This is a genomic window from Hydrogenophaga aquatica (assembly GCF_054780915.1).
Map to the genome: position 1 here is coordinate 72,093 of NZ_BAAGVK010000015.1, position 25,382 is coordinate 97,474.

The 25,382-nt window shown below is 66.5% G+C and carries 22 protein-coding genes; 17 read left to right on the plus strand and 5 right to left on the minus strand.

Annotation, left to right across the window (positions count from 1 at the left end; translation table 11 throughout):
* The first annotated feature begins 11 nt into the window (after positions 1-11).
* The 5 genes from ACYVHH_RS12910 to ACYVHH_RS12930 all read left to right on the plus strand — a co-directional run bounded on the left by ACYVHH_RS12910 (position 12) and on the right by ACYVHH_RS12930 (position 5,149).
* Positions 12-953 carry a patatin-like phospholipase family protein gene (locus tag ACYVHH_RS12910; RefSeq protein WP_460565579.1) on the plus strand — a complete coding sequence of 314 codons (942 nt, stop codon included), beginning with the start codon at positions 12-14 and terminating at the stop codon, positions 951-953.
* Between the two features lie 187 nt (positions 954-1,140).
* The gene (locus ACYVHH_RS12915) at positions 1,141-1,752 is read left to right on the plus strand and encodes a DUF3305 domain-containing protein (protein ID WP_460565580.1); all 612 of its coding nucleotides are present in this window, start codon (positions 1,141-1,143) and stop codon (positions 1,750-1,752) included.
* Entirely contained in the window at positions 1,745-2,410 is a 666-nt protein-coding gene (locus tag ACYVHH_RS12920) for a DUF3306 domain-containing protein (protein ID WP_460565581.1), read from the plus strand. The genes ACYVHH_RS12915 and ACYVHH_RS12920 overlap by 8 nt, the downstream gene beginning before the upstream one ends.
* A 29-nt stretch (positions 2,411-2,439) precedes the next feature.
* Complete coding sequence (locus tag ACYVHH_RS12925) at positions 2,440-4,512, plus strand: 4Fe-4S binding protein (RefSeq protein WP_460565663.1); 2,073 nt, start codon at positions 2,440-2,442, stop codon at positions 4,510-4,512.
* A 13-nt stretch (positions 4,513-4,525) separates the two neighbouring features.
* The gene (locus tag ACYVHH_RS12930; RefSeq protein WP_460565582.1) at positions 4,526-5,149 is read left to right on the plus strand and encodes a TorD/DmsD family molecular chaperone; all 624 of its coding nucleotides are present in this window, start codon (positions 4,526-4,528) and stop codon (positions 5,147-5,149) included.
* 601 nt (positions 5,150-5,750) lie between these two features.
* On the opposite strand, the gene ACYVHH_RS12935 is transcribed toward ACYVHH_RS12930, so the two are convergent.
* Both ACYVHH_RS12935 and ACYVHH_RS12940 read right to left on the minus strand, forming a co-directional pair.
* Entirely contained in the window at positions 5,751-7,916 is a 2,166-nt protein-coding gene (locus tag ACYVHH_RS12935; RefSeq protein ID WP_460565583.1) for a sensor histidine kinase, read from the minus strand.
* Positions 7,913-9,343 (minus strand): sigma-54-dependent transcriptional regulator, encoded by a 1,431-nt coding sequence (locus ACYVHH_RS12940; RefSeq protein ID WP_460565584.1) that lies wholly within the window; start codon positions 9,341-9,343, stop codon positions 7,913-7,915. Before ACYVHH_RS12940 ends, ACYVHH_RS12935 begins: the two co-directional genes overlap by 4 nt.
* 410 nt (positions 9,344-9,753) lie before the next feature.
* On the opposite strand from ACYVHH_RS12940, the gene ACYVHH_RS12945 reads away from it, so the two are divergent.
* The 6 genes from ACYVHH_RS12945 (at position 9,754) to ACYVHH_RS12970 (ending at position 15,995) form a co-directional block, all read left to right on the plus strand.
* Positions 9,754-9,975 carry a formate dehydrogenase gene (locus ACYVHH_RS12945; protein ID WP_460565585.1) on the plus strand — a complete coding sequence of 74 codons (222 nt, stop codon included), beginning with the start codon at positions 9,754-9,756 and terminating at the stop codon, positions 9,973-9,975.
* Positions 9,976-10,048: 73 nt separating this feature from the next.
* Positions 10,049-13,018 (plus strand): formate dehydrogenase subunit alpha, encoded by a 2,970-nt coding sequence (locus ACYVHH_RS12950; protein ID WP_460565586.1) that lies wholly within the window; start codon positions 10,049-10,051, stop codon positions 13,016-13,018.
* 12 nt (positions 13,019-13,030) lie between these two features.
* Positions 13,031-13,636 (plus strand): formate dehydrogenase FDH3 subunit beta, encoded by a 606-nt coding sequence (fdh3B, locus tag ACYVHH_RS12955; protein ID WP_460565587.1) that lies wholly within the window; start codon positions 13,031-13,033, stop codon positions 13,634-13,636.
* A gap of 2 nt (positions 13,637-13,638) precedes the next feature.
* A complete protein-coding gene (locus ACYVHH_RS12960) occupies positions 13,639-13,890 on the plus strand; it encodes a hypothetical protein (protein ID WP_460565588.1) in 252 nt (83 codons plus the stop codon).
* A gap of 10 nt (positions 13,891-13,900) precedes the next feature.
* A complete protein-coding gene (locus ACYVHH_RS12965) occupies positions 13,901-15,091 on the plus strand; it encodes a formate dehydrogenase subunit gamma (protein ID WP_460565589.1) in 1,191 nt (396 codons plus the stop codon).
* Between the two features lie 7 nt (positions 15,092-15,098).
* Positions 15,099-15,995: a formate dehydrogenase accessory sulfurtransferase FdhD gene (locus ACYVHH_RS12970; protein ID WP_460565590.1), complete on the plus strand. Its 897-nt coding sequence runs from the start codon at positions 15,099-15,101 to the stop codon at positions 15,993-15,995.
* A gap of 25 nt (positions 15,996-16,020) precedes the next feature.
* On the opposite strand, the gene ACYVHH_RS12975 is transcribed toward ACYVHH_RS12970, so the two are convergent.
* Positions 16,021-17,367, minus strand: coding sequence for a glutamine synthetase family protein (locus tag ACYVHH_RS12975; RefSeq protein WP_460565591.1), 1,347 nt, complete (start codon positions 17,365-17,367; stop codon positions 16,021-16,023).
* Positions 17,368-17,479: 112 nt separating this feature from the next.
* On the opposite strand from ACYVHH_RS12975, the gene upp reads away from it, so the two are divergent.
* From upp to ACYVHH_RS12990, 3 genes are read left to right on the plus strand one after another with little or no spacing between them, the layout of a single operon-like run.
* Entirely contained in the window at positions 17,480-18,112 is a 633-nt protein-coding gene (upp, locus tag ACYVHH_RS12980; RefSeq protein WP_460565593.1) for a uracil phosphoribosyltransferase, read from the plus strand.
* A 30-nt stretch (positions 18,113-18,142) separates the two neighbouring features.
* On the plus strand, positions 18,143-20,683 hold the full coding sequence (locus tag ACYVHH_RS12985; protein WP_460565594.1) for an ABC transporter permease: 2,541 nt from the start codon (positions 18,143-18,145) through the stop codon (positions 20,681-20,683).
* Positions 20,680-21,072 (plus strand): group II truncated hemoglobin, encoded by a 393-nt coding sequence (locus ACYVHH_RS12990; protein WP_460565595.1) that lies wholly within the window; start codon positions 20,680-20,682, stop codon positions 21,070-21,072. The genes ACYVHH_RS12985 and ACYVHH_RS12990 overlap by 4 nt, the downstream gene beginning before the upstream one ends.
* 28 nt (positions 21,073-21,100) lie before the next feature.
* On the opposite strand, the gene ACYVHH_RS12995 is transcribed toward ACYVHH_RS12990, so the two are convergent.
* Together ACYVHH_RS12995 and radC are read right to left on the minus strand one after the other, a co-directional pair.
* On the minus strand, positions 21,101-21,778 hold the full coding sequence (locus ACYVHH_RS12995; protein ID WP_460565596.1) for a Smr/MutS family protein: 678 nt from the start codon (positions 21,776-21,778) through the stop codon (positions 21,101-21,103).
* Positions 21,779-21,840: 62 nt separating this feature from the next.
* Positions 21,841-22,515: a RadC family protein gene (gene radC / locus ACYVHH_RS13000; protein ID WP_460565664.1), complete on the minus strand. Its 675-nt coding sequence runs from the start codon at positions 22,513-22,515 to the stop codon at positions 21,841-21,843.
* Between the two features lie 72 nt (positions 22,516-22,587).
* Here radC and ACYVHH_RS13005 point away from each other — a divergent pair, with 72 nt between their 5' ends.
* Genes ACYVHH_RS13005 through serS form a run of 3 tightly spaced genes read left to right on the plus strand, consistent with a single transcriptional unit; the run spans position 22,588 to position 25,351 of the window.
* The gene (locus tag ACYVHH_RS13005; protein WP_460565597.1) at positions 22,588-23,034 is read left to right on the plus strand and encodes an FKBP-type peptidyl-prolyl cis-trans isomerase; all 447 of its coding nucleotides are present in this window, start codon (positions 22,588-22,590) and stop codon (positions 23,032-23,034) included.
* The gene (ispH, locus tag ACYVHH_RS13010; protein ID WP_460565598.1) at positions 23,034-23,984 is read left to right on the plus strand and encodes a 4-hydroxy-3-methylbut-2-enyl diphosphate reductase; all 951 of its coding nucleotides are present in this window, start codon (positions 23,034-23,036) and stop codon (positions 23,982-23,984) included. Before ACYVHH_RS13005 ends, ispH begins: the two co-directional genes overlap by 1 nt.
* A gap of 44 nt (positions 23,985-24,028) precedes the next feature.
* Positions 24,029-25,351 (plus strand): serine--tRNA ligase, encoded by a 1,323-nt coding sequence (gene serS, locus ACYVHH_RS13015; protein ID WP_460565599.1) that lies wholly within the window; start codon positions 24,029-24,031, stop codon positions 25,349-25,351.
* Positions 25,352-25,382: the final 31 nt, after the last annotated feature.

Below are 25,382 nucleotides of genomic sequence, written 5' to 3' on the forward strand. Positions count from 1 at the left end.
GAGGTCGGCTGATGTTTGATCGCGCCCAGTTAGAGGCATTTTCCGTCGGCTTGCAGCACGGCTCCGTGAATATGAGCGCGGGCATTCCGCCGTTTCCGACCTCACAGGCTTGGGCAGGTCTGTCTACGCTGGCTCTGGCCGGTGGAGGCAATCGTTGCTGGTGGCAGGCAGGCGCAATCAGTCGTCTGCTTGAGGCTGGATGGCCGTTACCAAAACAATGGGTCGGCACGAGTGCTGGCGCAGCGATCGCTGCAGCCTGCCTGACGACAGGTCCTGAGGCTGCTTTGGCTGCATGTCGGGAGCTATATGGCCAGACCAATCGTATCTTCGATTGGCGTGGCTTGCGCCGTGGTCGCCTCAAGTTCGCACATCAGAGTGTCTATCCGGCGTGGCTAGACGCCTTCGTAAACGAGAAAACCTTCGGTCAATTGCGTACCTGTGGAGCGTCTCTACAGGTAGCAGTTACACGCCCTTCGCGGCTACTCGGCCTGGTTGGTAGCGTCGCGGTTGGAACGGTCGCCTATTTGGTGGACAAGAAGATTTGGCACAGCATCCACCCACGCCTACCTGGCCGCTTAGGGCTACGCCAAGAGTTTATTGATCTCACGCTATGCGGTAGCGCCTCTGACGCACATAGCGTGCTGTTGGCTGCGGCTGCACCTCCGCCAATCATGCCTGCCGTCCGACTCACGGGTGGCTACGCATTCGACGGTGGTTATACCGACAATGCGCCGATACCTGATCAGACTCAGGCTGAGCGCATTGGCACGTTGGTAATGTTGACACGCCACTATCCGACACGCCCACCACTGTTCCGCTTCCACGACCGCCTGTATTGGCAACCGAGTCGACCAGTACCGGTTTCGACCTGGGACTGCACTAAACGGGCGACGGTCGATACAGCGTTCCGGCTTGGTTACGACGATGCCCACGCCATGTTGACAAGAATCTGATCGGCATCACACGGATGCGTGGTAATGAGTTGTCAAGGTGCCATTTCCAGTATCTGGGTCAGACACGTATTCCGGGGCATGCCCTTTTGCTTATTGAGGGTATTCCCGCGCCCCCTGACGCGAGGGCCGGTTTGCGACAAATTGTCGCAACGCATGCCTTACATTGCGGCCTGTGATGGCCCAACATATGAACGAGACAACCAACCCCGCGCGCCCCGCCATCGAGGTGGGTGTGGTCATGCGCCGCGAGCCGGTCACCGGCCCCATGAGCCGTTGGCAGCGCTGGCGTTGGGTGTTGGCAGATGTGGTGCCCCAGCAAGACCTGCCCCCCTTGCCGCCCAATGTGCATGCGGGCGAGGCCGTGGCCCTGGAACCCGCCGAAGGTGAAGCCAGCGCGGGCACCAGCCACTGGCTGTTTCCCCGCCTGCCCGTCACCCTCTACCGCGACGACGCCGAGGGCTACTACCTGAACCTGGCATCGCCCAGCCCTTGCTTCTGGGTGATGTGGCGCCTGGCGGAAGAGGGGGGTGAAGAGGCCCTGCCCGAACCGCAGGTGGTGACGCTGAGCTACCACGACGCGGGCCGCTGGCTGGACGCCCAGGAGCGCGTGGACCAGGTCCCCGCACCCGGGCCGGTGGTGGAGTGGCTCGCCGCCTTCGTGCAAGCCCATTACGTGCCCGAACCCAAGCGCCGCAAGCGCCCCGACAGCTTTCAGCCGTTGACCGACCGTTTCGGCAACCCCGCCAGCATCAGCACCGGCAAGACGCGTGGCCGCCCTGAAGGAGAGCGCGGTGAGTGACAAGGCACCCGAACGCGACGACGACGCGGGCTTCTTTGGCCGCTGGTCGCGCCGCAAGGCGCAGGTGCGCACCGGCCAGGCCGTGCCTGCCGAGCCGCCCCGACAGGTCGTGCCCGTTGTGTCCGCGCCGTTGACGGGTGAAGCGGCCATCGCTCCTGCTGTCAGCCGCCCGGTCGTGCAGCCATTGCCGCCAGAGGTGCCTGCGCCCTCGGACAAACACCCCGCCCGGCGTGCCGATGAGGCGGTGGCCGAGCCGCCACCGGCGCTATCGCTTGACGACGTGAAGGCACTCACGCCGGAAGCCGACTTCAGCCCCTTTGTTGCCCGCGAGGTGTCGCCCGAAGTGCGCAACGCCGCCATGCGCAAGCTCTTCGCCGACCCGAAGTTCAACGTCATGGATGGGCTGGACATCTACATCGACGACTACTCGCAGCCCGACCCGCTGCCACCAGCGCTGGCCCGCCAATTGGTCAGTGCGCAGTTCATGAAGCTCTTTGACGAGCCGCAGGAACCGAAAGACCCGCCCCAACCGGCACAGACCACAGAACCCCAGGCCGCCAGCCAACCGCCCGCAGCCACGAGCGAAGCCGAAGCCCGTGACAAGGCCGAACCCGCGCCGCAGGCAGCCGACGACAGCCCGACCCCCAAGACACCATGACCACCCTGATCTGCAACTGCAACCGCACCATGCCGCTGGACGGCGAGGCCCTGGGCCGTGCGCTGGGCGAGCCACTCACTGTGCACACCACCCTGTGTCGTCGCGAGGCACCTGCCTTCCAGCGCGCCACCCGCAGTGCCGACGACCTGGTGGTGGCCTGCACCCAGGAATCGCGCCTGTTCAATGAACTGTCCGAACAGACCGAAGGGGCCGTGCCGCTGGACGTGCGCCCCATCCGCTTCGTCAACATCCGCGAAACGGGCGGCTGGAGCCGTGACGCCGCGCAGGCCACGCCCAAGATGGCAGCCCTGCTGGCAGCGGCCCGCCTGCCCGACCCGGACCCGGTGCCCACGGTGACCTACCGCAGTAGCGGCAGGTTGCTCATCATCGGCCCGTTGGAGCGTGCCGAAGCCTTGGCTGCGCGCCTGGACGATGTGCTGGACGTGAGCCTGTTCGCCACGGGCGGCGCGGGCCGCCAGGAACGCCGTTACCCTGTGCTGGCGGGGCAGTTGCAACAGGTCACGGGCTGGCTCGGGGCCTTCCAGGTGCGCTGGGCGCAGAACAACCCCATCGCGCTGGACCTGTGCACCCGCTGCAACGCTTGCGTGGCAGCCTGTCCGGAAGGCGCGATCGGCCTGGACTACCAGATCGACATGGACGCCTGCCGGTCCCACCGCGACTGCGTGCGCGTTTGCGAGGCGCCCGGTGCCATCGACTTCCAGCGCGAGGCCGCAGCACAGGATGAAGCTTTTGACCTGGTGCTGGACCTGCGCGAGCAGCGCGCGTTCACTCAGCACGCGCTGCCGCAGGGCTACCTGCACCTGCCGCCGCAGGCGGGCGCCGACGCGCAACTCGCCGCGCTCCTGCAACTGCGCGAGCTGGTGGGCGAGTTCGAAAAACCCCGTTTCTTTCAGTACAAGCAACGCTTGTGCGCTCATGGCCGCAACGAACAGGTGGGCTGCCGTGCCTGTGTGGATGTGTGTTCCGCGTCCGCCATCAGCAGTCAGGTGGAGCGTCAGCAGATTCACGTCAACCCCAACCTGTGCGTGGGTTGCGGTGCCTGCACCACCGTGTGCCCCAGCGGTGCGTTGAGCTACGCCTACCCGGCTGCTCCCTACCAGGGCAGCAAACTGCGCACGCTGCTGCAAACGTACACCAAGGCAGGCGGGCGTGACGCTGTGTTGCTGATCCACAGCCAAGGGGCAGGACAACGCCTGATCGACGACTGGGGTCGTGCCGCACAGCTCGACAAGACCCTGCGCGGCATTCCAGCGCGCGTGTTGCCGGTGGCCGTGTGGCACACCGCCAGCCTGGGGCTGGACGTATGGCTGAGCGCCATTGCCCAAGGGGCCAGCCAGGTGTGGCTGCTCACCACCGACGAGGAAGCGCCCGACTATCTGCGCGCCCTGCAAGAGCAGATGGCCGTGGGCCAGGCGCTACTCAGCGGGCTGGGTTACACGGGCGAGCACCTGCGCATTCTGCAGGCGCGGGACGCGCGCGACATTCCCCTGCTGGACGCTGCCGCCCGGGTCGCGCCCGCGCAGTCCGTGAAAACGCCCGCCAGCTTTGGTGTGCAGGCCGACAAGCGCGCCACGCTGGAACTGGCCATTGAACACCTGATGCAGCAGGCCCCCGTCAGCGCCTTGCCCGAGGCCATCGGCCTGCCTGCGGCAGGTTCACCGCTGGGCACAGTGGTGGTCAACCGCGACGCCTGCACCCTGTGCCTGAGCTGCGTGAGCGCCTGCCCCGCCAACGCCCTGCAGGACAACCCCAACCAGCCGCAGCTGCGCTTTGTTGAAAAGAACTGCGTGCAGTGCGGCCTGTGCGTCAAGACCTGCCCGGAAGATGCGCTGCAACTGCAGTCGCGCCTGTTGCTGACGGCAGAGCGCCGCCAGCCGCGTGTGGTCAACGAGCAGCCGCCTTATGCTTGCATCCGTTGCGGCAAGCCCTTTGGCACGCTCAAGGGTGTGGAGGCGATGCTGGCGCGCCTCTCGGGCCATGCCATGTTCCAGGGTGCGGCTGCCGAGCGCCTGAAGATGTGCGGCGACTGCCGTGTGATCGACATCCACACCAGCAGCGAAACCAAGATCACCGACCTGTGAACGGCGAAACACCATGAACCCAGACATTCCCGTGCGTTCCAGCCTGGACGAAGAAACCGCCCGTGCCGAGGTCTATGGCCTGCTGGCCGCCTTGTACTACGCCCCGCCCGGTGGGGAACTGCTGTCCCAACTGCGTGTGGCGGCCACCGAAGCCCCTGCGGCAGGCGGCTTCCTCGAAGATTCCTGGCGCGCCCTGGTGGCCCAGGCCCGTGAGCTGGGCGACGAGGCAGTGAGCGACGAGTTCCACACCCTGTTCGGCGGGGTAGGCAAGCCAGAGGTGTACGTGTTTGCGTCGCACTACCTGAGTGGCTTCCTCAACGAAAAGCCGCTGGCCGCTCTGCGTTCCGATCTGGCCGAGCTGGGCCTGGGGCGTGACGAACAGATGCCCGAGACCGAGGACCACATCGCCTACCTGTGCGAGGTGATGCGTTTTCTCATTGCCGGGGACGATGTGACCGTGTCCAACCTGGCGCAGCAGCAGGCCTTTTTTGCCAAGCACCTGCAGCCCTGGGTGATGGCGATGTGCGACGCCGTTGCCGCTCACCCGCGTGCGCGCTTCTACGCGGCGTTGGCAGAGTTCACCCGTGCCTTCATGAGCGTGGAAGTGCAAGGGTTTGACATGTTGGATTCGCAGTAGGGCTGTTCTCTTGCTGTTTTCGCCAGGTGTTGGTGGCCAAGGCGTGTGCGCCCAGGGGCTGGCGCTTCAACGAGGCGGCCGGTGCATAGCACCGGCTCCCCTGCGATGCTCGATGCCGTGGCTACGCGGCGGAACTCACTGCGCGCTTGCAGCGCTCCGTTCGGACAGCCGCCGCAAGCTAGATAACGAAGCGCGCTAAAGCGCGCAGCCACGGCATCTGCGCTTCTCGGCACCTCGTAAGGCGCGCCAGCCCCTGGGCGCACACGCCTTGGCAGAGATATTGTTGGCACGCCACCGGTTGCGCTCCACCATCTTGGTTGGCTGCGGCAGGCCTGGCCCTGTGGGAGCGATTTCTGTGGCGGCTGTGGCCGCCTGTCTGGGGCCGGGCGCGCGTTAGCGCGCTTCGTAACTGACTTGCGGCGGCTGTCTGAACGCAGTGAGCGAAGCGAACGAAGTGAGTTCCGCCGCACCGGCCCCAGGCGGGTGGACGCAGCGGAGTCGGCGCCTCGGCGCCGACCGCCACAGTATGAGCCCCCGCAGGGCCAGGCCTGCCGCAGCAAGCGAGGTCAACGACAACAACGGACAGGCAGCCAGCAGAAGCTCAACCCAACCGCCCAGGCCGTCCATCCCCCGTGCCCGCCTGACTCGCCTCAGGCACGCGCGGCTCCGTCAGCAACCGCACACGGAATGCCGCTCCAGGGCCATCCGTGCGGTTGTCAGCCTCCAGCCGGCCACCATAGCGCTCCACCAGCCCCAGGCTGATCCACAGTCCCAGCCCATTCCCGTCGTTCTTCGTCGTGAAGAACGGCGTGAACAAGCGCTCGCGCACTTGCGGACTCAAGCCCGGGCCACGGTCCTGCACCTCCAGCACAGCACCCTGCGGTTCACCTGCTTCGTCCAGCCAGTCACGCGTCAGCAGGCGCAGCTCGCCGCCCTCCGGCATGGCCTGGATCGCGTTGATCATCAGGTTGATCACCACCTGCTGCAACTCCTGCCGGTTGCAGCCCACAGGTGCAGTGGCCTGCCAGTCCTGCTTCACATTCACTCGGCGCTGCTGCAGCAAGTGCGCCACCAGCACCAGGCAGTCGGCCGCCACACGGTTCAGGTCCAGCGCGTCCACATAGCCCGCAAACTCGGTGGGCCGCGCGTACTGCAGCAGCTGCGTCACGATCAGCCGCATGCGTTCCACCTGCTCGTCCAGCAGCTTCATCTCGGCACGCACCGGGGCGGTCTGCTCGCCCAGCGTCTCTCGGATCAGGTCCAGGTTGCCCTGGATCACCGCGATCGGGTTGTTGATCTCGTGCGCAATGCTGGCCGTGAGCTGCCCGATGGCCGCCAGCTTCTCGGACTTCACCAGCTGCTGCTGCGCCAGCCGCAGCGAGGCGTTGCTTTCTTCCAGCTCCTGTGTGCGCTCGGCCACCTTGCGGTCCAGCGTCAAGCCCCATTCGCGCAGGCGGCGGGTGTTGTCGTCCACCACGTCCAGCAGGTGGTCCAGGTGGTTGGCCAGGGCACCCAGTTCGTCGCGCGCGGTCACCTCGCCCACACGGGCCTGTGCCTCGCCGTTCTCCACGCGCAGCATGGTCTGGTTCATCTGCTCCACGGGCTTGAAGATGCTGCGCGCCCAGCGCACCGAAAACACCGCCGCCAGCGCCATCACCGCCAGGAAGATCAACCCCATCACCGCCAGCATGCCGTAGCGCACCCAGCGGAAGGGCTGTTCCAGAAAGCCCACGTACAACATGCCGATGCGGTCGCCGTGCGCGTCCAGCAGCGGCTCGTAGGCGCTCACGTACCAGTCATTGACGACGAAGGCGCGGTCCAGCCAGGTCTGCCCGCGTGCCAGCACCGCTTCGCGTACCGATTGCGACACCCGCGTGCCAATGGCGCGCTGGTCCTGGAACAGCCGCACGTTGGTGGTGATGCGAACATCCTCCAGGAACAGCGTGGCCGTGCCCTGGCTGCCAAAGGGCAGCGAGCCCTCGGGGTAGACGATGCGGTTGATGTGGTCGATGAAATCCAGGTTCTGGTTGAGCAGCAGCCCGCCGTGCAGGGTGGCCCACTGGCGCCCCTGTGCGTCCAGCACGGGCAGGCTGGCCAGCATGACCATCGCGCGGTCCTCCACGGTGCGGCTGGTGGGGGTGGCGTTGCGGGTGCTCACCAGCGGAATGCCCAGGCGGTGTTCCAGGTGCGGTGCCAGCTTCTGCAGTGCCGCCGTGTGCAGCAGCACCAGGCGTGCGGCATTCCTGTTGTCTGTGCCGGCCTGCGCGGGTGGCGGTGTGGTCAGTGTGAGGGCTTCCATGCTGTAGCCCCGCTTGGGTGAGCGTCCAGCCTGGCGCGGCCCGCGCTCCAGCACCAGGAAGTCCAGCCCCAGCCGCTCGCGTTCGCCCGACAGCATCTGGTCAATGGCCTTGGCGGCGCGCGAGATGTCTGGGGTGTCGGCGCTGGCGCCCGACCCTGGCGGCAGCGGCAGGACCAGCCGGCCTGCACCGGCCGGCAAGCCTTGCAGCGCCCGGTGCAGCGCGTGCGAAGTGGCCACCGCGTGGGTGCCGGAGCCCACTTCGTTCATGACCTGGTTGAAGTAGCCGCTGGCCACGGCCAGGTCTGAACGGATCTTGGTGATCAGCAGCCGGTCGTAGGCCACGTTGGCCCAGGTCAGCAAGGCCAGCACCAGCAGCGGAAACACCACCGCCAGCGGCAGCAGCGCCATGGCCAGCAGCTTGTTGCGAACGGAACCGGCAATCCAGGCCGGCGTTTTCCACAAGGTCATGTCAGGCCTGCTTCGGTGCGGCCGCCCTGGCCCCATTCGGCCACGCGCCGCTCCAGTGTGCGGCGCGACACCCCCAGAAGCTGCGCGGCCCGGGTCTTGTCTCCCTGCACCGACTCCAGCACCGCCAGAATGTGCTGCTTCTCCAGCGTCTGCAGGTCGGTCGGCCGGCCCGCGGCCAGGCCTGGCGGCGAACTGGGCATGGCAGGGTAGAGCGCCGACACGTTCAGCTTGCCCAGGATCAGCGACCGCTCCACCAGGTTGCGCAGCTCGCGCACGTTGCCAGGCCAGGCGTACTCCTGCAGGAAGCGCAGCTCATCCTCCGTCACGTCGATCGGGTCCACGCCCAACGCCGGCGCCAGCTCCAGGGTGAAGTGGCGCAGCAGGTCAACAATGTCCTCCTTGTGTTCGCGCAGGGGCTCCAGCGCGATGTCCACCACCTGCAGGCGGTAGTACAGGTCGGCGCGAAAGCGCCCGGCCGCCACCTCGTCGCTGAGCCGCCGGTTGGTGGCCGCAACGATGCGCACATCCACAGGCAACAGCTGCTGGCTGCCCACGGGGCGTATCTGCAGTTCTTCAATGGCGCGCAGCAGGGTGGCCTGCACCGGCAAGGGCAGCTCGGCCACCTCGTCGAAGAACAGTGTGCCGCCCTGGGCGTAGTAAAAAAGCCCGTCGCGCGCGTGTGTCTGCCCCTGGCTGCTGTGGCGGGCGTGGCCGAACAGCTCCATCGCCATGTCGTCGGGCGAAAGCGCCGCGCAGTTCACCGGCACAAAGGGCCCGCTGGCGCGCGGGCTGCGGGCGTGCAGCTCCCTGGCCACCAGTTCCTTGCCCGTGCCGGATTCACCTTGCACCAGCACCGTGCTGGGCATGGGGGCTATGCGCTCGATGGCCTCGCGCAGGCGCGACGTGGCCTGCGAGCGGCCCACCAGCACCGAGCCCTGCTGGCGCGGCAGCCGCGCGTTGCGGCGCAGCACGTGGTTCTCGCGGCGCAACTGGGCGCGTTCGTGGCACTGCTTGATGGCGTTGAGGATCTGCGGAATGCGGAAAGGCTTGAGGATGAAGTCCGACGCGCCTGCTCGCAACGCTTCGATGGCGGTGTCCAGATCGGCGAATGCCGTGATCAGGATCACCTCGCCGCTGTAGCCCTGGTCTCGCAGTTCCTTGAGCCAGACCACCCCGCTCTTGCCAGGCAGGGAGATGTCCAGGATCACCAGATCGATGCGCTGCGAACGCATCCATTCGGCACCTTCCTCTGCGCTGTCGGTGCTTGCGACGAAGCGGCAGCGCGGCGCCAGCACCTTGATGAGGAAATTGCGCATGCCCTGTTCGTCGTCCACCACCAGGATCGACCAATGGGGCCACCCGTCGGCGGTGGCCGGTGGCGCGGACGCAGGAAACAGCGCCGAGGGGGAGGAAAGGGAGGTGTTCACCCGCTGGGATTCTACGGAAATTCCTTAATTAATTAGTTGGGTATTAAGTCTTTTGAGGGGTGAAAAACCCTGCCGCATGACGGTGTTGCGGCGCAGGAAGGTGCGACAACTTGTCGCCGACAGAATGACAAAGCGACGCAGATTCCGGAGGGTTCACAGATGCCCGGGAGAGCTTCCTTCTGCACCTCTGTTTTTATATAAGTGACTGCTTTTGGTCCGGCTCTTGCTTGCGAAAAAACCGCTCTGACAAATCCTGCAAACCAGCGCTCAACACCAATCGATTCCTTGCGGCGGCGGTAGGTGTGTACTCGCTTGCACGAGTGTGTTCGCGACGCTACAGTCCCTTATGAACAAAGCCCACAAGTCCACCTTGCGGGCGCATTCGATCGCAGTTTCCAGGAGACATTCGCATGAGCCAGCAGACCCCTTCCTCCCAGCAGGGCTTGAGCCGCCGCCGCTGGTTTGCCGGTGCGGGCACCGTGGGTGCCGTGGCCGCAGTGGCGGCCGTTGCCCCGGTCGGCACCGTAGCGACTTCACAAGCACAGCCTGAGGCCAAGCCGTCGCCCGAGCGGGGCGGTGGCTACACGCTGTCCGAGCACGTCAAGCGCTACTACCAGACAACCCGCGTCTGACGCGAGAGGGCCTTGCCCCTGCCTCCCTATTCCCAGTGATCCTTTCATGCCCTGCGGGGCGAGGTGAACTCACATGTTGTTGACCAAGAAAACATCCTCCAGCACGAGTCCTTCCCGGCCACAGGCAGGCGCAGGTTTCGTGAACAGCCTGCGGCGCGGCTTCACGCACGCGCTGCCCACCATGGACCGCCGCGCCTTCCTACGGCGTTCCGGCCTTGGCGTGGGGGTGGGGCTGGCCGCCTCGCAGCTCACGCTGGTGAAGAAGGCCAAGGCCGCGTCCGGCGGTTCCATCGACGGCACCGGCAAGATCGAAGTCAAGCGCACCGTCTGCACGCACTGCTCGGTGGGCTGCGCGATCGATGCCGTGGTGGAAAACGGCGTCTGGACCCGGCAGGAGCCGGTGTTCGACTCGCCCATCAACCTGGGCGCCCACTGCGCCAAGGGTGCTTCCATTCGCGAGCACGGCCACGGCGAATACCGCCTGCGCTACCCCATGAAGCTGGTCAACGGCAAGTACCAGCGTATCGGCTGGGACCAGGCGCTCGACGAGATCACCGCCCGCATGAAGGAGCTGCGCGAGGCCAGCGGCCCTGACAGCGTGTACTTCGTGGGTTCGTCCAAGCACAGCAACGAGCAGGCCTACCTGCTGCGCAAGTTCGTCAGCTTCTGGGGCACCAACAACTGCGACCACCAGGCGCGCATCTGTCACTCCACCACGGTGGCCGGCGTGGCCAACACCTGGGGTTACGGGGCCATGACCAACTCGTACAACGACATGCAGAACAGCAAGGTCGCTCTGTACATCGGCTCCAACGCCGCCGAGGCGCACCCTGTGTCCATGCTGCACATGCTGCACGCCAAGGAAACGGGCTGCAAGATGATCGTGGTGGACCCGCGCTTCACCCGCACGGCCGCCAAGGCCGACGAGTACGTGCGCATCCGCTCCGGCACCGACATCCCCTTCCTGTTCGGCCTGCTGTACCACATCTTCAAGAACGGCTGGGAAGACAAGAAGTACATCAACGACCGCGTGTACGGCATGGATGCCGTCAAGGCTGACGTGCTGGCCAAGTGGACGCCCGACAAGGTGGAAGAGGCCTGCGGCGTCAAGGAAGAGCAGATGTTGCGCGTGGCGCACATGCTGCACCAGAACAGTCCCGGCACCATCGTCTGGTGCATGGGTCAGACGCAGCACACCATCGGCAACGCCATGGTGCGTGCCTCGTGCATCCTGCAGCTTGCCCTGGGCAATGTGGGCAAGAGCGGTGGCGGCACCAACATCTTCCGTGGCCACGACAACGTGCAGGGCGCCACCGACGTGGGCCCCAACCCCGACTCGCTGCCCGGCTACTACGGTCTGGCCGCAGGTTCGTGGAAGCACTTCGCCGCCACCTGGGGCGTGGACTACGACTGGATCAAGGGCAAGTACGCCGAGGGCATGATGGAAAAGCCCGGCATCACCGTGTCCCGCTGGATCGACGGTGTGCTGGAAAACAAGGAGGCCGTGGACCAGGGTTCCAACATCCGTGGCATGTTCTTCTGGGGCCATGCGCCCAACTCGCAGACGCGCGGTCTGGAGATGAAGCGCGCCATGGACAAGCTGGACCTGCTGGTGGTGGTCGATCCCTACCCGTCGGCTACCGCCGCCATGGCGGCCATGCCCGGCAAGCCTGAGGACCTCAACCCCAACCGTGCCGTCTACCTGCTGCCCGCAGCCACCCAGTTCGAAACCAGCGGTTCCTGTACCGCGTCCAACCGCTCCATCCAGTGGCGCGACAAGGTGATCGAACCTCTGTGGGAAAGCCGCACCGACCACATGATCATGTACCAGTTCGCACAGAAGCTTGGCTTCGACAAGGAACTGGTCAAGAACTACGGCATGCAGAAGGTCAAGGGCATGGACGAGCCCGTGCCCGAGGACATCCTGCGCGAGATCAACAAGTCCGTCTGGACCATTGGTTACACCGGCCACAGCCCCGAGCGCCTGAAGGCCCACATGCGTCACATGAACGCCTTCGATGTGAAGACGCTCAAGTGCAAGGGCCAGGTGGTGGACAAGGAAACCGGCTACGACATGACCGGTGACTACTTCGGCCTGCCGTGGCCCTGCTACGGCACGCCCGAGATGAAGCACCCGGGTTCCCCCAACCTGTACGACACCTCCAAGCACGTGATGGACGGCGGCGGCAACTTCCGCGCCAACTTCGGTGTCGAGAAGGACGGCGTCAGCCTGCTGGCGGCCGACGGCTCGCACTCCGTGGGCGCCGAGATCACCACGGGCTACCCCGAGCTGACCGACGAACTGCTCAAGAAGCTGGGCTGGTGGGACGAACTCACCGACGCCGAAAAGGCCAAGGCTGAGGGCAAGAACTGGAAGACCGATTCGAGCGGCGGCATGATCCGCGTTTTCATGAAGCACGGTTGCCACCCGTTCGGCAACGCCAAGGCGCGCGCCGTGGTCTGGAACTTCCCCGACCCCATCCCGCAGCACCGCGAGCCCATCTATGGCACCCGTCCGGATCTGGTGGCCAAGTACCCCAGCCACGACGACCAGAAGAACCGCTGGCGCCTGCCCATCCTCTACAAGACGCTGCAGCAGAAGAACGTGGACGACAAGGTCTACGAGAAGTACCCGCTGATCATGACGTCTGGCCGCCTGGTGGAGTACGAGGGTGGTGGCGAGGAAACCCGCTCCAACCCCTGGCTGGCGGAACTGCAGCAGGAGATGTTCGTCGAGATCAACCCCGCCGCGGCCGCGCAGCGTGGCATCCGCAACGGCGAGCGCGTGTGGGTGAGCACGCCCACCGGTGCACGCATCAACGTGCAGGCGCTGGTGACCGAGCGCGTGGGCCCGGACACCGTGTTCCTGCCCTTCCACTTCTCCGGCCGCTGGCAGGGCGTGGACATGAAGGCGCACTACCCGGAAGGCGCTGCGCCCATCGTGCGCGGCGAGGCGGTCAACACCGCCACCACCTATGGTTACGACATCGTGACCATGATGCAAGAAACCAAGACCACCATCTGCAACGTGGAAAAAGCGTAAGGAGACACAGACATGGCAAGAATGAAATTCATCTGTGACGCCGAGCGCTGCATCGAGTGCAACGGCTGCGTCACCGCCTGCAAGAACGAGCACGAGGTGCCCTGGGGCGTCAACCGCCGCCGCGTGGTCACCATCAACGACGGTGTGCCGGGCGAAAAATCCATCTCGGTGGCGTGCATGCACTGCTCCGACGCGCCCTGCATGGCCGTGTGCCCGGTGCAGTGCTTCTACCGCACCGACGAAGGCGTGGTGCTGCACGACAAGGACGTGTGCATTGGCTGCGGCTACTGCAGCTACGCCTGCCCGTTCGGTGCGCCGCAGTTCCCATCGCAAGGCACCTTCGGTGTGCGCGGCAAGATGGACAAGTGCACCTTCTGTGCCGGCGGCCCCGAGGCCAACGGCAGCCAGGCCGAGTTCGAGAAATACGGCCGCAACCGCCTGGCCGAGGGCAAGCTGCCCGCCTGTGCCGAGATGTGTTCCACCAAGGCCCTGCTGGCAGGTGACGGTGATGTGGTCGCCGACATCTTCCGCACCCGCGTGGTCCAGCGCGGCAAGGGTGCCGAGGTCTGGGGCTGGGGCACCGCCTACGGCAGCCAGTCTTCCGCGAAAGGAGCCTGAACATGATGCGCCAACGCACTTTCATCGCCGTGTCGGCCGCCGTGGCAGCCTTGCTGCTGGGCGCCTGTGGCGAAAAGCCCCAGGGCATGGGCGGCATCAAGTCCGACAGCCCGCCGCACACCGGCGTGGGCGCCAGCCAGTACGCTGCGCCCGGCTGGAAGGCCGGCGACCAGGACGCCTGGCAGCAGCAGCTGCGCGCACGCGCCCAGTACGGGCAGAACGAATACAACCGTACTGCTGCCAAACAGCAGTGAGGAGACAAGCATGACAGGCTCTCTGTCCCTCAGCAGTGCAAGGCGCTGGCTGGCGGGTGGCTGCATGGCCGCCTGCTTCGCCCTGGCCGCGCCGCTGGCGTTGGCTCAGGCCGCGCCCGCGCCCGCAGCCGCTGCGCCCGCAGCAGGCATCCAGCATGGCAACATCCTGGAAATCACCGACGCAGCCACCCAGCCCGGCTACGCCGAGCAAACTAACGCCGAGCGCGCCAAGGTGCAACCCGGCAACAACGCGCCCGTGTGGCGCCAGGTGGGGCAGGGCACCACAGGCGTGACCAACTTCCCGTACGCGGAATACGGCACGCTGATCCAGCCCTTCGTGCAGTACCCCGGTTCGGCCTACACCAACGCGGGCGAGGCCTGGCGGCAGGTGCGCAACCAGGTGATCCTGCCTTATGGCGGCGCGCTCATGCTGATCGTGCTGGTGGCCATTGCGCTTTTCTACTTCAAGAAGGGCACCTTGCAGCTTCACGGCAAGGAAACGGGTCGCCTGATCGAGCGTTTCACCTACTTCGAGCGCGCGGCGCACTGGGTCAACGCCATTGCGTTCGTGGCACTGGCGGTGTCGGGCATCGTCATGGCGTTCGGGCAGTACTTCATCCTGCCGGTCATCGGCACCACGCTGTTCGGCTGGCTCACCTACGCGCTCAAGAACATCCACAACTTCACCGGGCCGCTGTTTGCCGTGTCGCTGGTGGTGGTCATCGTCACTTTCGTGAAGGACAACCTGCCGCGCAAGGAAGACATCACCTGGCTGCTCAAGGGCGGTGGCCTGCTGGGGGGGCACGAAGTCCCGTCGCACCGCTTCAACGCCGGTGAAAAGGTGCTGTTCTGGGGCGGTGTGTTCCTGTTCGGCCTGGTGGTGGTCGGCTCCGGCCTGGTGCTGGACAAGGTCATTCCCGGCCTGGCCTACCTGCGCGCCGACATGCAGATCGCCCACATGATCCATGCGACCGCCGCGGTCATCATGATGGTCATGTTCATGGGTCACATCTACATGGGTACCATCGGCATGCAAGGGGCCTACAAGGCCATGAAGACCGGCTACGTTGATGAAACCTGGGCCAAGGAGCACCACGAGCTCTGGCACGACGACATCAAGGCCGGCAAGATCCCAGCCCAGCGCAGCGCGCCAGCTTCCTCCGGCGCCGCGGTGGTGCCGGGTGCCTCCGCCAAAGCCTGACCACACCATGCTGTTGACCGAACCCTGCCTCCACGTGCTCGAACAAGGGCTGCACCGCCAGCCCCTGCCGAGGCTCACGCGCGCCAGTGCCCCGCTGACGCGCGAGGTGGCGGTGGTCAACGAGTTTGGCGAGCGTCGCACTACCTCCATTCCGGCCGAGCGTGACCTCACCGTCTACGTGGACAAGCGCGAGCTGGTCACGCTGATGACGCTGGGCGCTCATCCCGAATGGCTGGTGCTGGGCTACCTGCGCAACCAGCGGCTGGTCGATTCCGTGCACGACATCGAGTCCATCACCGTGGACTGGGACGTGGGCGCCGCTTCGGTCAAGACGCGCCATGGCATTGACGCCATCGAGGAGCGCACCTCGCGCCGCGTGGTCACCACTGGCTGCGGGCAGGGCAGTGTGTTCGGCGGTTTGATGGACGACGTGGACCGTATCCGCCTGTCGCCCGAGGCCACGCTGCGCCAGTCCGAGCTGTACCAGGTGGTCAAGGCCATCCGCGAGCAGGAGTCGGTTTACAAGGCATCTGGCTCGGTGCACGGCTGCGCGCTGTTCCGCGGTGCCGAGATGCTGCTGTTCGTGGAGGACGTGGGCCGCCACAACGCGGTGGACACGATCGCCGGGTGGATGTGGCTGCAGGACCCCGCCGCCATGGATGGCGCAGACAAGGTCTTCTACACCACGGGCCGCCTGACGAGCGAGATGGTCATCAAGGCCGCTCAGATGGGTGTGCCGGTGGTGGTGTCGCGCAGCGGCACCACGCAGATGGGCCTGGAGGTGGCAGATCGCGTGGGGCTGTGCACCATCGGGCGCGCCACCAACCAACGTTTCCTTTGTTTCACGCACCCCCAGCGGCTGGTGCACGACGTGGAACTGCAGCGCCCCCTGCACGCTGTCTGACGTTCCCAGACCCGGCAGTGGCCGGTCAAACCATTTCCAGGTAGCGTGCCAGTTCCCAGTCCGTCACAGCCTGGCTGAAGCGCCGCCATTCCCAGCGCCGCGTCTGCACGAAGTGGTCCACGAAGGCTTCTCCCAGCAGCTCGCGCGCCAACTCTGAGTGGTCCATGGCGTCCGTGGCCTCGGCCAGGGTACGCGGCAGGCGTTCCCCATCTTCGCCCCCAGGTGGCGTGGCGTCCCCCGGCTCAAGCTTGTGCTCAATCCCGTACAGGCCCGAGGCAATGGCCGCCGCCAGGATCAGGTAGGGGTTGGCATCGGCGCCCGGCGTGCGCGTTTCCAGCCGTTGCGAACGTGCGCTGCCCGGCACCACGCGCAGCGAGGCGTTGCGGTTGTCCACGGCCCAGTTGGCGCGCACGGGGGCCAGCATGCCGTCCACCAGGCGCTTGTAGCTGTTGACGAAGGGCGCGTACACCGCAAACAGGTGGGGCAGGGCGTGCAACTGCCCGGCAATGTAGTGCCGCATGGTGGCGCTGATGCCCTGCGGCGCGCTGGCGTCGTGGAACAGGTTGGTGCCGTCTTTCCAAACGCTCTGGTGCAGGTGCTGGCCGCAACCACCGTAGGCGGGCGACCATTTCGCCATGAAGGTGCTCAGCAACCCGTGGGGGCGGCCAATCTCGCGCACGGACTGCTTGAACAAGGCCGCGCGGTCGGCCATCTGCAGGGCTTCGCCATAGCGCAGCGCCACTTCAAAGTTGCCCGGCCCCGCTTCGGTGTGCAGCGCTTCAATGGGCACGTCAATCTCGGGCAGCCAGGTGAAAAGCTGGTCCACAAAGGCTTTCTGGGCGTCAATGCGGAACGGCGAATAGTTGTTGATGGCCTGCGTGGCAGTCTCCAGCTTGCGGTAGCCTTTTTCGCGCACGCTGCGCTCGGTTTCCGCCAGTACAAACCATTCGTACTCCACGCCCACCTGCACGCTCAGCCCCATGCTCGCTGCCTTGGCCAGCACACGTTTGAGCACCTGGCGAGGGCAGATGGGCAGGGGCTGGCCTTGGGCGTCCAGGTGTTCGCCCAGCAGCACCCAGCGGTGGTCGTCCCAGGGCAGGCGGCGTGCGGTGGCCGGGTCCAGCCGCAGGCCGATTTCGCCCAGGCCCGTGTGCAGCCCGGCAAAGTCCACGCCGCTGCTGTACAGGTCGTCGGCCACATCCCAGCCGAACACGGCGCTGGCAATGGTGCCGCCGTGGGCCAGCAGGTCGGCCATCTTCTCGCCAGAAAGGCTCTTGCCCCGGCACACGCCGTCAATGTCTGTGACGAAAAAGCGCGCGTGGGAAGACTGGCGCAGGGCGCTGTGCAGGGTGGTCGGGTCAATCGGGTTCATGGTGCCATTGTGGCCTTGGCGCCGCTGCCCCACGGTGCCACTGCCGTTACCGCAGACGGTGCCTGTGGGATACTGCGGCCATCCATTACCCCCGTTTTATTACCGTTCAGCCATGAGCCGAGACGTACACATCATCGATCACCCCCTGGTCCAGCACAAGCTCACCCTGATGCGCCAGAAGGACACCAGCACCAAGAGCTTCCGCCAGCTTGCGCAAGAGATCAGCACCCTGCTGGCCTATGAGATCACGCGCGACATGCCCATGCAGGAGATCGAGATCGAGACGCCGCTGGAGAAGATGAAATCCCGCGTCATCGACGGCAAGAAAATCGTGCTGGCCTCCATCCTGCGCGCGGGCAACGGCTTCCTCGACGGCATGCTGCAGGTGCTGCCCAGCGCGCGCGTGGGGCACATCGGCCTGTACCGCGACCCCGACACCCTGCAGCCCGTGGAGTACTACTTCAAGATGCCGCAAGGGATGGAAGAGCGTGACGTGATCGTGCTCGACCCCATGCTGGCCACTGGCAACTCCGCCGTGGCCGCGGTGGACCGCCTCAAGCGCAGCAACCCGCGCTCGCTGCGCTTTGCCTGCCTGGTGGCCTGCCCCGAAGGCGTCAAGAACTTCCACGACCACCACCCCGACGTGCCCATCTACACCCCGGCGGTGGACCGTGGCCTCAACGAGCACGGCTACATCGTTCCCGGTCTGGGCGACGCGGGCGATCGTATCTTCGGTACCAAGTAAGGTTGCCGTCTTTGCGCTAACCTTGGGCGCATGACGGCCACTTCCGCAGCAACCTCTCCCTCGTTCTGGACCATCGGCTGGCGCGCCCTGTGGCGCGACTGGCGCGCGGGTGAACTGCGCGTGCTGGTGCTGGCCGTGGCACTGGCGGTGGCCGCGCTGACGGCGGTGGGCTTCTTTGCCGACCGCCTGCAAAACGGCCTGGAGCGCGACGCTCGCCAGCTCATCGGCGGTGACGCCGTGCTGCGCAGCGACCAGCCGCCGCCCCCGGCCTTCGAGGCTCAAGCCAAGGCCCTGGGGCTGGCCACCACTGCGAACGTCAGCTTTCCCACCATGGGCCGCGCAGACGATGCCCAAGGAGGCACCGCGCGCCTGGTGGCGCTGAAGGCGGTGCAGGCGGGCTACCCCTTGCGCGGCCGCCTGAGTGTGGCCAGCGCGCCCGACGCGCCTGATGCACCGACCGACGACATCCCGCCACCTGGGACGGCCTGGGTGGATGCACCGCTGCTGTCCGCCCTGGACCTGAAGGTGGGCGACCCGCTGTGGCTGGGCGATCGCCAGTTCCGCATTGACCGCGTCATCGTCATCGAACCCGACCGGGGTGCAGGCTTCATGAGCTTTGCGCCGCGCGTGATGATCAACGCGCAGGACCTGCCTGCCACCGGGCTGGTGCAACCCGCCAGCCGCTTGAGCTACCGCCTGGCCGTGGCGGGTGACGAGCCCGCTGTCAAACGTTACATCCAGTGGGCCGAGGCCGAACTCAAGCGGCCAGAGGTGCGTGGCATACGGCTTGAATCCCTGGAAGGCGGCCGCCCCGAGATGCAGCAGACCCTGGCGCGGGCCGAGAAATTCCTCAACCTGGTAGCGCTGCTGGCCGCCTTGCTGAGCGCCGTGGCGGTGGGTATTGCCGCTCGCGTCTATGCCGCGCGCCACCTCGACGACTGCGCCATGCTGCGCGTGCTGGGCCTGTCGCAGGGCACCATGGCGCGTGCGTACACCTTCTCGTTCGTTGTCGTGGGGTTGCTGGCAGGGGTGCTGGGCGTTGCCCTGGGCTACGCGGTGCATCACGGTTTCGTCATCCTGCTGGCAGGCCTCGTCAAAACGGCCATGCCAGCGCCCAGCGTGTGGCCTGCGTTGTTCGGCCTGGGCGTGGGGCTCACGCTCATGCTCGCGTTTGGCCTGCCGCCCGTGCTGCAGCTTGCACGTGTGCCGGCCCTGCGCGTCATCCGCCGCGACATGGGCAACCTCAAGCCCGCCTCGCTGGCGGTGCTGGGGCTGGGCACTGCTGGCTTTGCCGCCTTGCTGCTGGCGGCCAGTCGCGACCTCACGTTGGGCCTCATCGCCGTGGGGGGCTTTGCTGGCGCAGCGGCGTTGTTTGCACTGGTCAGCTATCTGGCCGTGCGCCTGCTGCGTGCCTGGGTCAACGAGTCCACGGCGCCGCGCTGGCTGCGCCTGGCCACGCGCCAGCTCTCCGCGCGCCCGGCCTACGCCGTGGTTCAGGTGAGTGCTTTGTCCATCGGCCTGCTGGCGCTGGTGCTGCTTGTGCTGCTGCGTACCGATCTCATCAGCAGCTGGCAGCAAGCTACGCCGCCCGACGCGCCCAACCGTTTCGTCATCAACATCCAGCCCGAGCAGGCCGAGCCCTTCCAGGCCACCCTTAAGGCGCAGGGCGTGGCGCATTACGACTGGTACCCCATGATCCGGGGGCGGCTGGTGGCGGTCAATGGCCGCGCCGTCGTGCCCGAGGACTTCCAGGGTGACCGCGCCCAGCGCCTGGTGGACCGCGAATTCAACCTGTCCCACAGCGCGCAGGCGCCTGCGCACAACCCCGTCGTGGGCGGGCGCTGGACGGACAACGAAGCAGGCGCCATCAGCATTGAAGAAGGGCTGGCCGAGACCCTGGGCCTGCACCTGGGCGACCGCCTCACCTTCGACGTGGCGGGCATGCCCATCGAATCCACCATCACCAGCCTGCGCAAGGTGGACTGGGGTTCCATGCACGTCAACTTCTTTGCCATGTACCCGGTGGACCAGATGCCCGGCGTGCCCACCACGTTCATCAGCGCCTACCGCGCGCCTGATACCCCCGGGTTCGACAACACCCTGGTGCGCCAGTACCCCAACATCACCAACGTGGACATGAGCAGCACCATTGCCCAGGTGCAGCGCGTGCTGGACCAGGTCATCCGCGCGGTGGAGTTCCTGTTTGCCTTCACCCTGGCGGCAGGCCTGGTGGTGCTGTTCGCCGCGCTCACCGCCACGCGCAGCGAGCGTGAGCGTGAATTCGCCATCCTGCGCGCCGTGGGCGCGCAGTCCAGCCTGCTGCGCCAGGTGCAGCGTGCCGAGCTGGCCGGGGTGGGGGTGCTGGCGGGCTTCCTGGCGTCCGTCGTGGCCGTGGCCGTGGGCTGGGCTTTGGCCCGCTATGCCTTCGAATTCCAGTGGAACGCCGCCCCGTGGGTGCCCCTGGCGGGCGCCGTAGCAGGGGCGGTTCTGGCTCTGGCTGCAGGCTGGTGGGGCCTGCGCGGGGTGCTGCGCACGCCCGTGGTACAAACCCTGCGCCAAACTGCTGAATGATGAACACCCCTGCTACCCCCTTCGAATGGATAGGCGGCGAGCCCGCCGTGCGTGTCCTGGTGGACCGCTTCTACGACCTGATGGACCTGGAGCCCGGCTACCGCGAATTGCGCGCCAGTCATGGCGCCGCGCTGGACGACGCGCGCCAGAAGCTCTTCTGGTTCCTGTGCGGCTGGCTGGGTGGCCCTCAGCACTACCAGGACCGCTTTGGCCACCCGCGCCTGCGCATGCGCCACATGCCTTTCAAGATCGGCTTACAGGAGCGCGACCAGTGGCTGGCCTGCATGGACCAGGCCATGCGTGAAACCCAGGTGCCCGCCGACTTGCGCGAGCGATTGAAGCAGAGCTTTTTCCAGACCGCGGACTGGATGCGCAACACCCCGGCCTGAATCTCCCTGTCCAGTCGGGCAAGGTGCCTCAGCCGCCTTGCCCGGGCAAGTGCCTGATGGAAGGGCGCAGCAACACCACCAGCGCCCCCGCGCCACCTTCGGCGGGCCGTGCCTGCACAAAGGCCATCACCTCGTTCTTCTGCACCAGCCAGCTGTGCACGCGGCCCTTGAGCACGGGCGTCTTGCCGGGCGAGCCCAAACCCTTGCCGTGTACCACGCGCACGCAGCGCAGGCCTTTCTTGTGGGCTTCGCGCACAAAGGTGGCCAGGGCCGTGCGTGCCTCGTCGGTCCGCAGGCCATGCAGGTCGATCTCGGCCTGCAGGCTCCAGTCACCCTGACGCAGCTTGCGCACCACGTCCGGGCCCAGGCCGGGGCGGCGAAAGCTCAGGTGCTCGTCGGTGAGCAGCAGGGTCTCGGCGTCAAAGGCATCGCTCAGGGCCTCCTGCATCACGGCCTGTTCGTCGCGTTGCCGTTGCTGCGGTATGGGCAGCGGCGCGGCCAACGGCAGGGTATGCCTGCCATGGTGGGGCAGGCGCTTCACGGCGCCCACCGCACGCTCAAAGAGTTGCTTGTCGTGGTGCAGGCGGCGTTGCGCCTCCTGCTGGGCGGCCTCCTCGGCGGCACGCCGGGCAGCCTGCTCTGCCGCCTGGGCGGCCATCGCCTTCTTCAGCGTCTTCAGGTCGGACAAGCTGCGCACTTTCGTCATGCCCGGGATTGTCGCGCAGGCGGCCCCCTGCCGTGGTGGGTGGGGGGAATGGTTGCAGCTCGCTACACCAGGCCCATTTCGGCCATGGACCGGGCAGAGCCCGCCGTCACCACAAAGTGGTCCAGCACGCGCACGTCCACCAGTGCCAGCGCCGACTTCAGGGTCTGCGTCAGCGTCTGGTCGGCGCGGGAAGGTTCCGCCACGCCGCTGGGGTGGTTGTGGGCCAGCACCACAGCGGCGGCGTTATGGTGCAAGGCGCGCAGCACCACCTCGCGCGGATATACCGAGGTCTGTGCCAGCGTCCCCCTGAAGAGTTCTTCCAGTGCCAGCAGGCGGTGCTGGCTGTCCAGGAAGAGCACGGCGAACACCTCGTGCGGTTTGTGCCCCAGGTGCAGCTGCAGGTAGTGCGCCACGGCGGCGGGCGAGTCGAACAGCGCACGCTCCTTCAGCTCCTGCGCCAGGGCGCGGCGTGCCAGTTCCACCACGGCCATCAGTTCGGCACGCTTGGCCGGGCCTAGGCCCTTTACGGTTTTCAGGGCATCGGCGCCGCTGTGCAGCAGGCCCGCCACGCCGCCAAAACGGTCCACCAGCTCCTGGGCAAGCATCACCACGTTTTTGCCCTGCACACCCGTGCGCAGCAGCAGGGCCAGCAGTTCGGCGTCGCTCAGGGCGGCGGGGCCGCGCTGCAGCAGTTTCTCTCGCGGGCGCGCGTCGGCGGGCAGCCCTTTGAGCGGCATGGCCGGGGTGTTCATGCGTGTTCCTCCCTTTTCCTACAATGGGGTTTTTGTATCACCGCGCTGTCTCACGCCATGCCCCAGGTCGAATCCGGCTCCTTTCTCACGTTGCACTACCGCCTCTCCGGGCCGGACGGGCGCGATTTCATCAACACCTTCGAAGCCCAACCCGCCACGCTCAGCCTGGGCGGGGGCGAACTGTCGCCCGCCATCGAGCAGCGCCTCATTGGCCTGGAAGAGGGCACGCACACGGTGATCGAGCTGGCCGCTGGCGAGGCCTTTGGCGAACGCCAGCCCGACATGGTCCAGTGGGTGGCGCGCAAGCTGCTCAACCAGCTGGGCGACCCGCACGAGCAATACGCGGCGGGCGACGTGGTGCAGTTCCCCACGCCTGACGGCCTGGGCAGCTACGCCGGCGCCGTGCGCGAGGTACGTGAGGACGGCGCTGTGCTGTTCGACTTCAATCACCCGCTGGCGGGCCAGCCGGTGCGGTTCGAGGTCCAGATCATCGGAGTGCTGTGATGAGCGCCTTGAACAGCGCCGTGCAGGAAGTCCTTCTGGCCGAGCCGCGCGGCTTTTGCGCCGGGGTGGACCGCGCCATCGAGATCGTCGAGCGCGCGCTGGAAAAGTTCGGCCGCCCCATCTATGTGCGGCACGAAATCGTGCACAACACCCATGTGGTCAACGACCTCAAGGCCCGCGGCGCCATCTTCATCGAAGAGCTTGACGAGGTGCCCGCCGGTGCCACGCTGGTGTTCAGCGCCCACGGTGTGAGCCAGGCCATCCAGCGTGAGGCCGAACGGCGCGGTTTCCGCATCTTCGACGCCACCTGCCCGCTGGTCAGCAAGGTCCACGTCGAAGTGGCCAAGCTGCACAAGGAAGGCTACGAATTCATCATGATCGGCCACAAGGGCCACCCCGAGGTCGAAGGCACCATGGGCCAGCTCGACAGTGGCATTCACCTGGTGGAAGACGTGGCCGACGTGGCCCGGGTGCAGCCCGCCCAGACCGACAAGCTCGCCGTGGTCACGCAGACCACGCTGAGCGTGGACGACGCCGCCGAGATCACCGCCGCCGTCAAGGCGCGCTTCCCCCAGATCCGCGAGCCCAAGCAGCAGGACATCTGCTACGCCACCCAGAACCGGCAAGACGCCGTCAAGCTGATGAGCCGGCAGGTGGACGCCGTGGTGGTGGTGGGAAGCCCCACCAGCTCCAACACCAACCGCCTGCGCGAACTGGCCGAGCGCCTGGGCGTGCCCGCACACATGGTGGAAGACGCCTCGGAACTGCGCGACGAATGGTTCACTGGCCGCACCCGTGTGGGGGTGACGGCAGGTGCATCGGCCCCCGAAGACCTGGTGCAGGGCGTGGTGCAGCGGCTCAAGGCGCTGGGTGCGGTTTCGGTGCGCAGCCTCGACGGCGTGCGCGAAACCACCAAGTTTCCGCTGCCCAAGGGCCTCAAGGCCGAGTGAGAGGCTGAGGCGTTGCACGGTCACCCTCTAAAATCGGGTGCATCATGCTAGACATCACCCTCCTGCGCAAAGACCTCGACGCCGTCGTCGCGCGCCTCCAGACCCGCAAGAACCCCCAGCCCTTCCTCGACGTGGAGGCCTTCCAGTCGCTCGAAAACGAGCGCAAGGCCCTGCAGGTCAAGACGGAAGAGCTTCAGGCCCGCCGCAACAGCCTGTCCAAGCAGATCGGCATGCTCAAGGGCAAGGGCCAGCACGCCGAGGCCGAAGCCGTCATGGCCGAGGTCGGTGAGATCAAGGGCACGCTGGAGGCCTCTGCCGCGCGGCTCGACCAGATCCAGTCCGAACTGCAGACCCTGCTGCTGGCCGTGCCCAACCTGCCGCACGAAAGCGTGCCGGTGGGTGCCGACGAGCACGGCAACGTGGAACTGCGCCGCTGGGCACCGCAAGGCGGTCTGGGTGCCAACCCGCCCGAGCTGGGCTTCACGCCCAAAGACCACGTCGAGCTGGCCGAGCCCCTGGGACTGGACTTCGAGACCGCCGCCAAGCTCAGCGGTTCGCGCTTTGTGGTCATGAAGGGCAAAGTGGCGCGCCTGCACCGCGCGCTCGCCCAGTTCATGCTCGACCTGCAGACCCAGGAGCACGGCTACACCGAGTGCTACACCCCCTACATCGTCAACGCCGACACACTTCGCGGCACCGGCCAGCTGCCCAAGTTCGAGGCCGACCTGTTCGCCGCCAAGAAGGGCGGCCAGGAGGGTGACAGCGAGTCGGCGATGTACCTCATTCCCACCAGCGAGGTGACGCTGACCAACTTCGTGCGTGACGAAATCGTGGCCGAGGCCGATCTGCCCATCAAGCTCACCGCGCATACACCGTGCTTCCGGTCTGAAGCTGGTTCCGCCGGACGCGACACGCGTGGCCTGATCCGCCAGCACCAGTTCGACAAGGTCGAGATGGTGCAGATCGTCCACCCCGAAAAGAGCTACGAGGCGCTGGAGGACATGACCCGCCACGCCGAGGCCGTGCTGCAAAAGCTCGGCCTGCCTTACCGCGTGCTGGCCCTGTGCACGGGCGACATGGGTTTTGGCGCCACCCGCACGCACGATCTGGAGGTGTGGCTGCCCGCGCAGAACACCTACCGCGAGATCAGCTCGGTGAGCAACTGCGAGGCCTTCCAGGCGCGACGCCTGCAGGCCCGCTTCAAGAACGCCCAGGGTAAGAACGAGCTGGTGCATACCCTCAACGGCTCTGGCCTGGCCGTGGGCCGCGCGCTGGTGGCCGTGCTCGAAAACTACCAGAACGCCGACGGCAGCATCACGGTGCCGGCGGCCCTGCGCCCCTACCTGGGCGGGGCGGAAACGCTCTGAGTTTCACGCGTGGCGGGGTGTGCCCCCGCCG

What these genes read in the sequence shown, in the direction of transcription:
- serS (WP_460565599.1), top strand. Translation starts at nt 24,029, where the DNA reads ATGCTAGACATCACCCTCCTGCGCAAAGACCTCGACGCCGTCGTCGCG.
- ACYVHH_RS12925 (WP_460565663.1), top strand. Translation starts at nt 2,440, where the DNA reads ATGCCGCTGGACGGCGAGGCCCTGGGCCGTGCGCTGGGCGAGCCACTC.
- ACYVHH_RS12910 (WP_460565579.1), top strand. Translation starts at nt 12, where the DNA reads ATGTTTGATCGCGCCCAGTTAGAGGCATTTTCCGTCGGCTTGCAGCAC.
- upp (WP_460565593.1), top strand. Translation starts at nt 17,480, where the DNA reads ATGAGCCGAGACGTACACATCATCGATCACCCCCTGGTCCAGCACAAG.
- ispH (WP_460565598.1), top strand. Translation starts at nt 23,034, where the DNA reads ATGAGCGCCTTGAACAGCGCCGTGCAGGAAGTCCTTCTGGCCGAGCCG.
- radC (WP_460565664.1), bottom strand. Translation starts at nt 22,515, where the DNA reads ATGCCGCTCAAAGGGCTGCCCGCCGACGCGCGCCCGCGAGAGAAACTG.
- ACYVHH_RS12930 (WP_460565582.1), top strand. Translation starts at nt 4,526, where the DNA reads ATGAACCCAGACATTCCCGTGCGTTCCAGCCTGGACGAAGAAACCGCC.
- ACYVHH_RS12970 (WP_460565590.1), top strand. Translation starts at nt 15,099, where the DNA reads ATGCTGTTGACCGAACCCTGCCTCCACGTGCTCGAACAAGGGCTGCAC.
- ACYVHH_RS12990 (WP_460565595.1), top strand. Translation starts at nt 20,680, where the DNA reads ATGATGAACACCCCTGCTACCCCCTTCGAATGGATAGGCGGCGAGCCC.
- ACYVHH_RS12965 (WP_460565589.1), top strand. Translation starts at nt 13,901, where the DNA reads ATGACAGGCTCTCTGTCCCTCAGCAGTGCAAGGCGCTGGCTGGCGGGT.
- ACYVHH_RS12935 (WP_460565583.1), bottom strand. Translation starts at nt 7,916, where the DNA reads ATGACCTTGTGGAAAACGCCGGCCTGGATTGCCGGTTCCGTTCGCAAC.
- ACYVHH_RS12950 (WP_460565586.1), top strand. Translation starts at nt 10,049, where the DNA reads ATGTTGTTGACCAAGAAAACATCCTCCAGCACGAGTCCTTCCCGGCCA.
- ACYVHH_RS13005 (WP_460565597.1), top strand. Translation starts at nt 22,588, where the DNA reads ATGCCCCAGGTCGAATCCGGCTCCTTTCTCACGTTGCACTACCGCCTC.
- ACYVHH_RS12995 (WP_460565596.1), bottom strand. Translation starts at nt 21,778, where the DNA reads ATGACGAAAGTGCGCAGCTTGTCCGACCTGAAGACGCTGAAGAAGGCG.
- ACYVHH_RS12975 (WP_460565591.1), bottom strand. Translation starts at nt 17,367, where the DNA reads ATGAACCCGATTGACCCGACCACCCTGCACAGCGCCCTGCGCCAGTCT.
- ACYVHH_RS12960 (WP_460565588.1), top strand. Translation starts at nt 13,639, where the DNA reads ATGATGCGCCAACGCACTTTCATCGCCGTGTCGGCCGCCGTGGCAGCC.
- fdh3B (WP_460565587.1), top strand. Translation starts at nt 13,031, where the DNA reads ATGGCAAGAATGAAATTCATCTGTGACGCCGAGCGCTGCATCGAGTGC.
- ACYVHH_RS12915 (WP_460565580.1), top strand. Translation starts at nt 1,141, where the DNA reads ATGAACGAGACAACCAACCCCGCGCGCCCCGCCATCGAGGTGGGTGTG.
- ACYVHH_RS12985 (WP_460565594.1), top strand. Translation starts at nt 18,143, where the DNA reads ATGACGGCCACTTCCGCAGCAACCTCTCCCTCGTTCTGGACCATCGGC.
- ACYVHH_RS12945 (WP_460565585.1), top strand. Translation starts at nt 9,754, where the DNA reads ATGAGCCAGCAGACCCCTTCCTCCCAGCAGGGCTTGAGCCGCCGCCGC.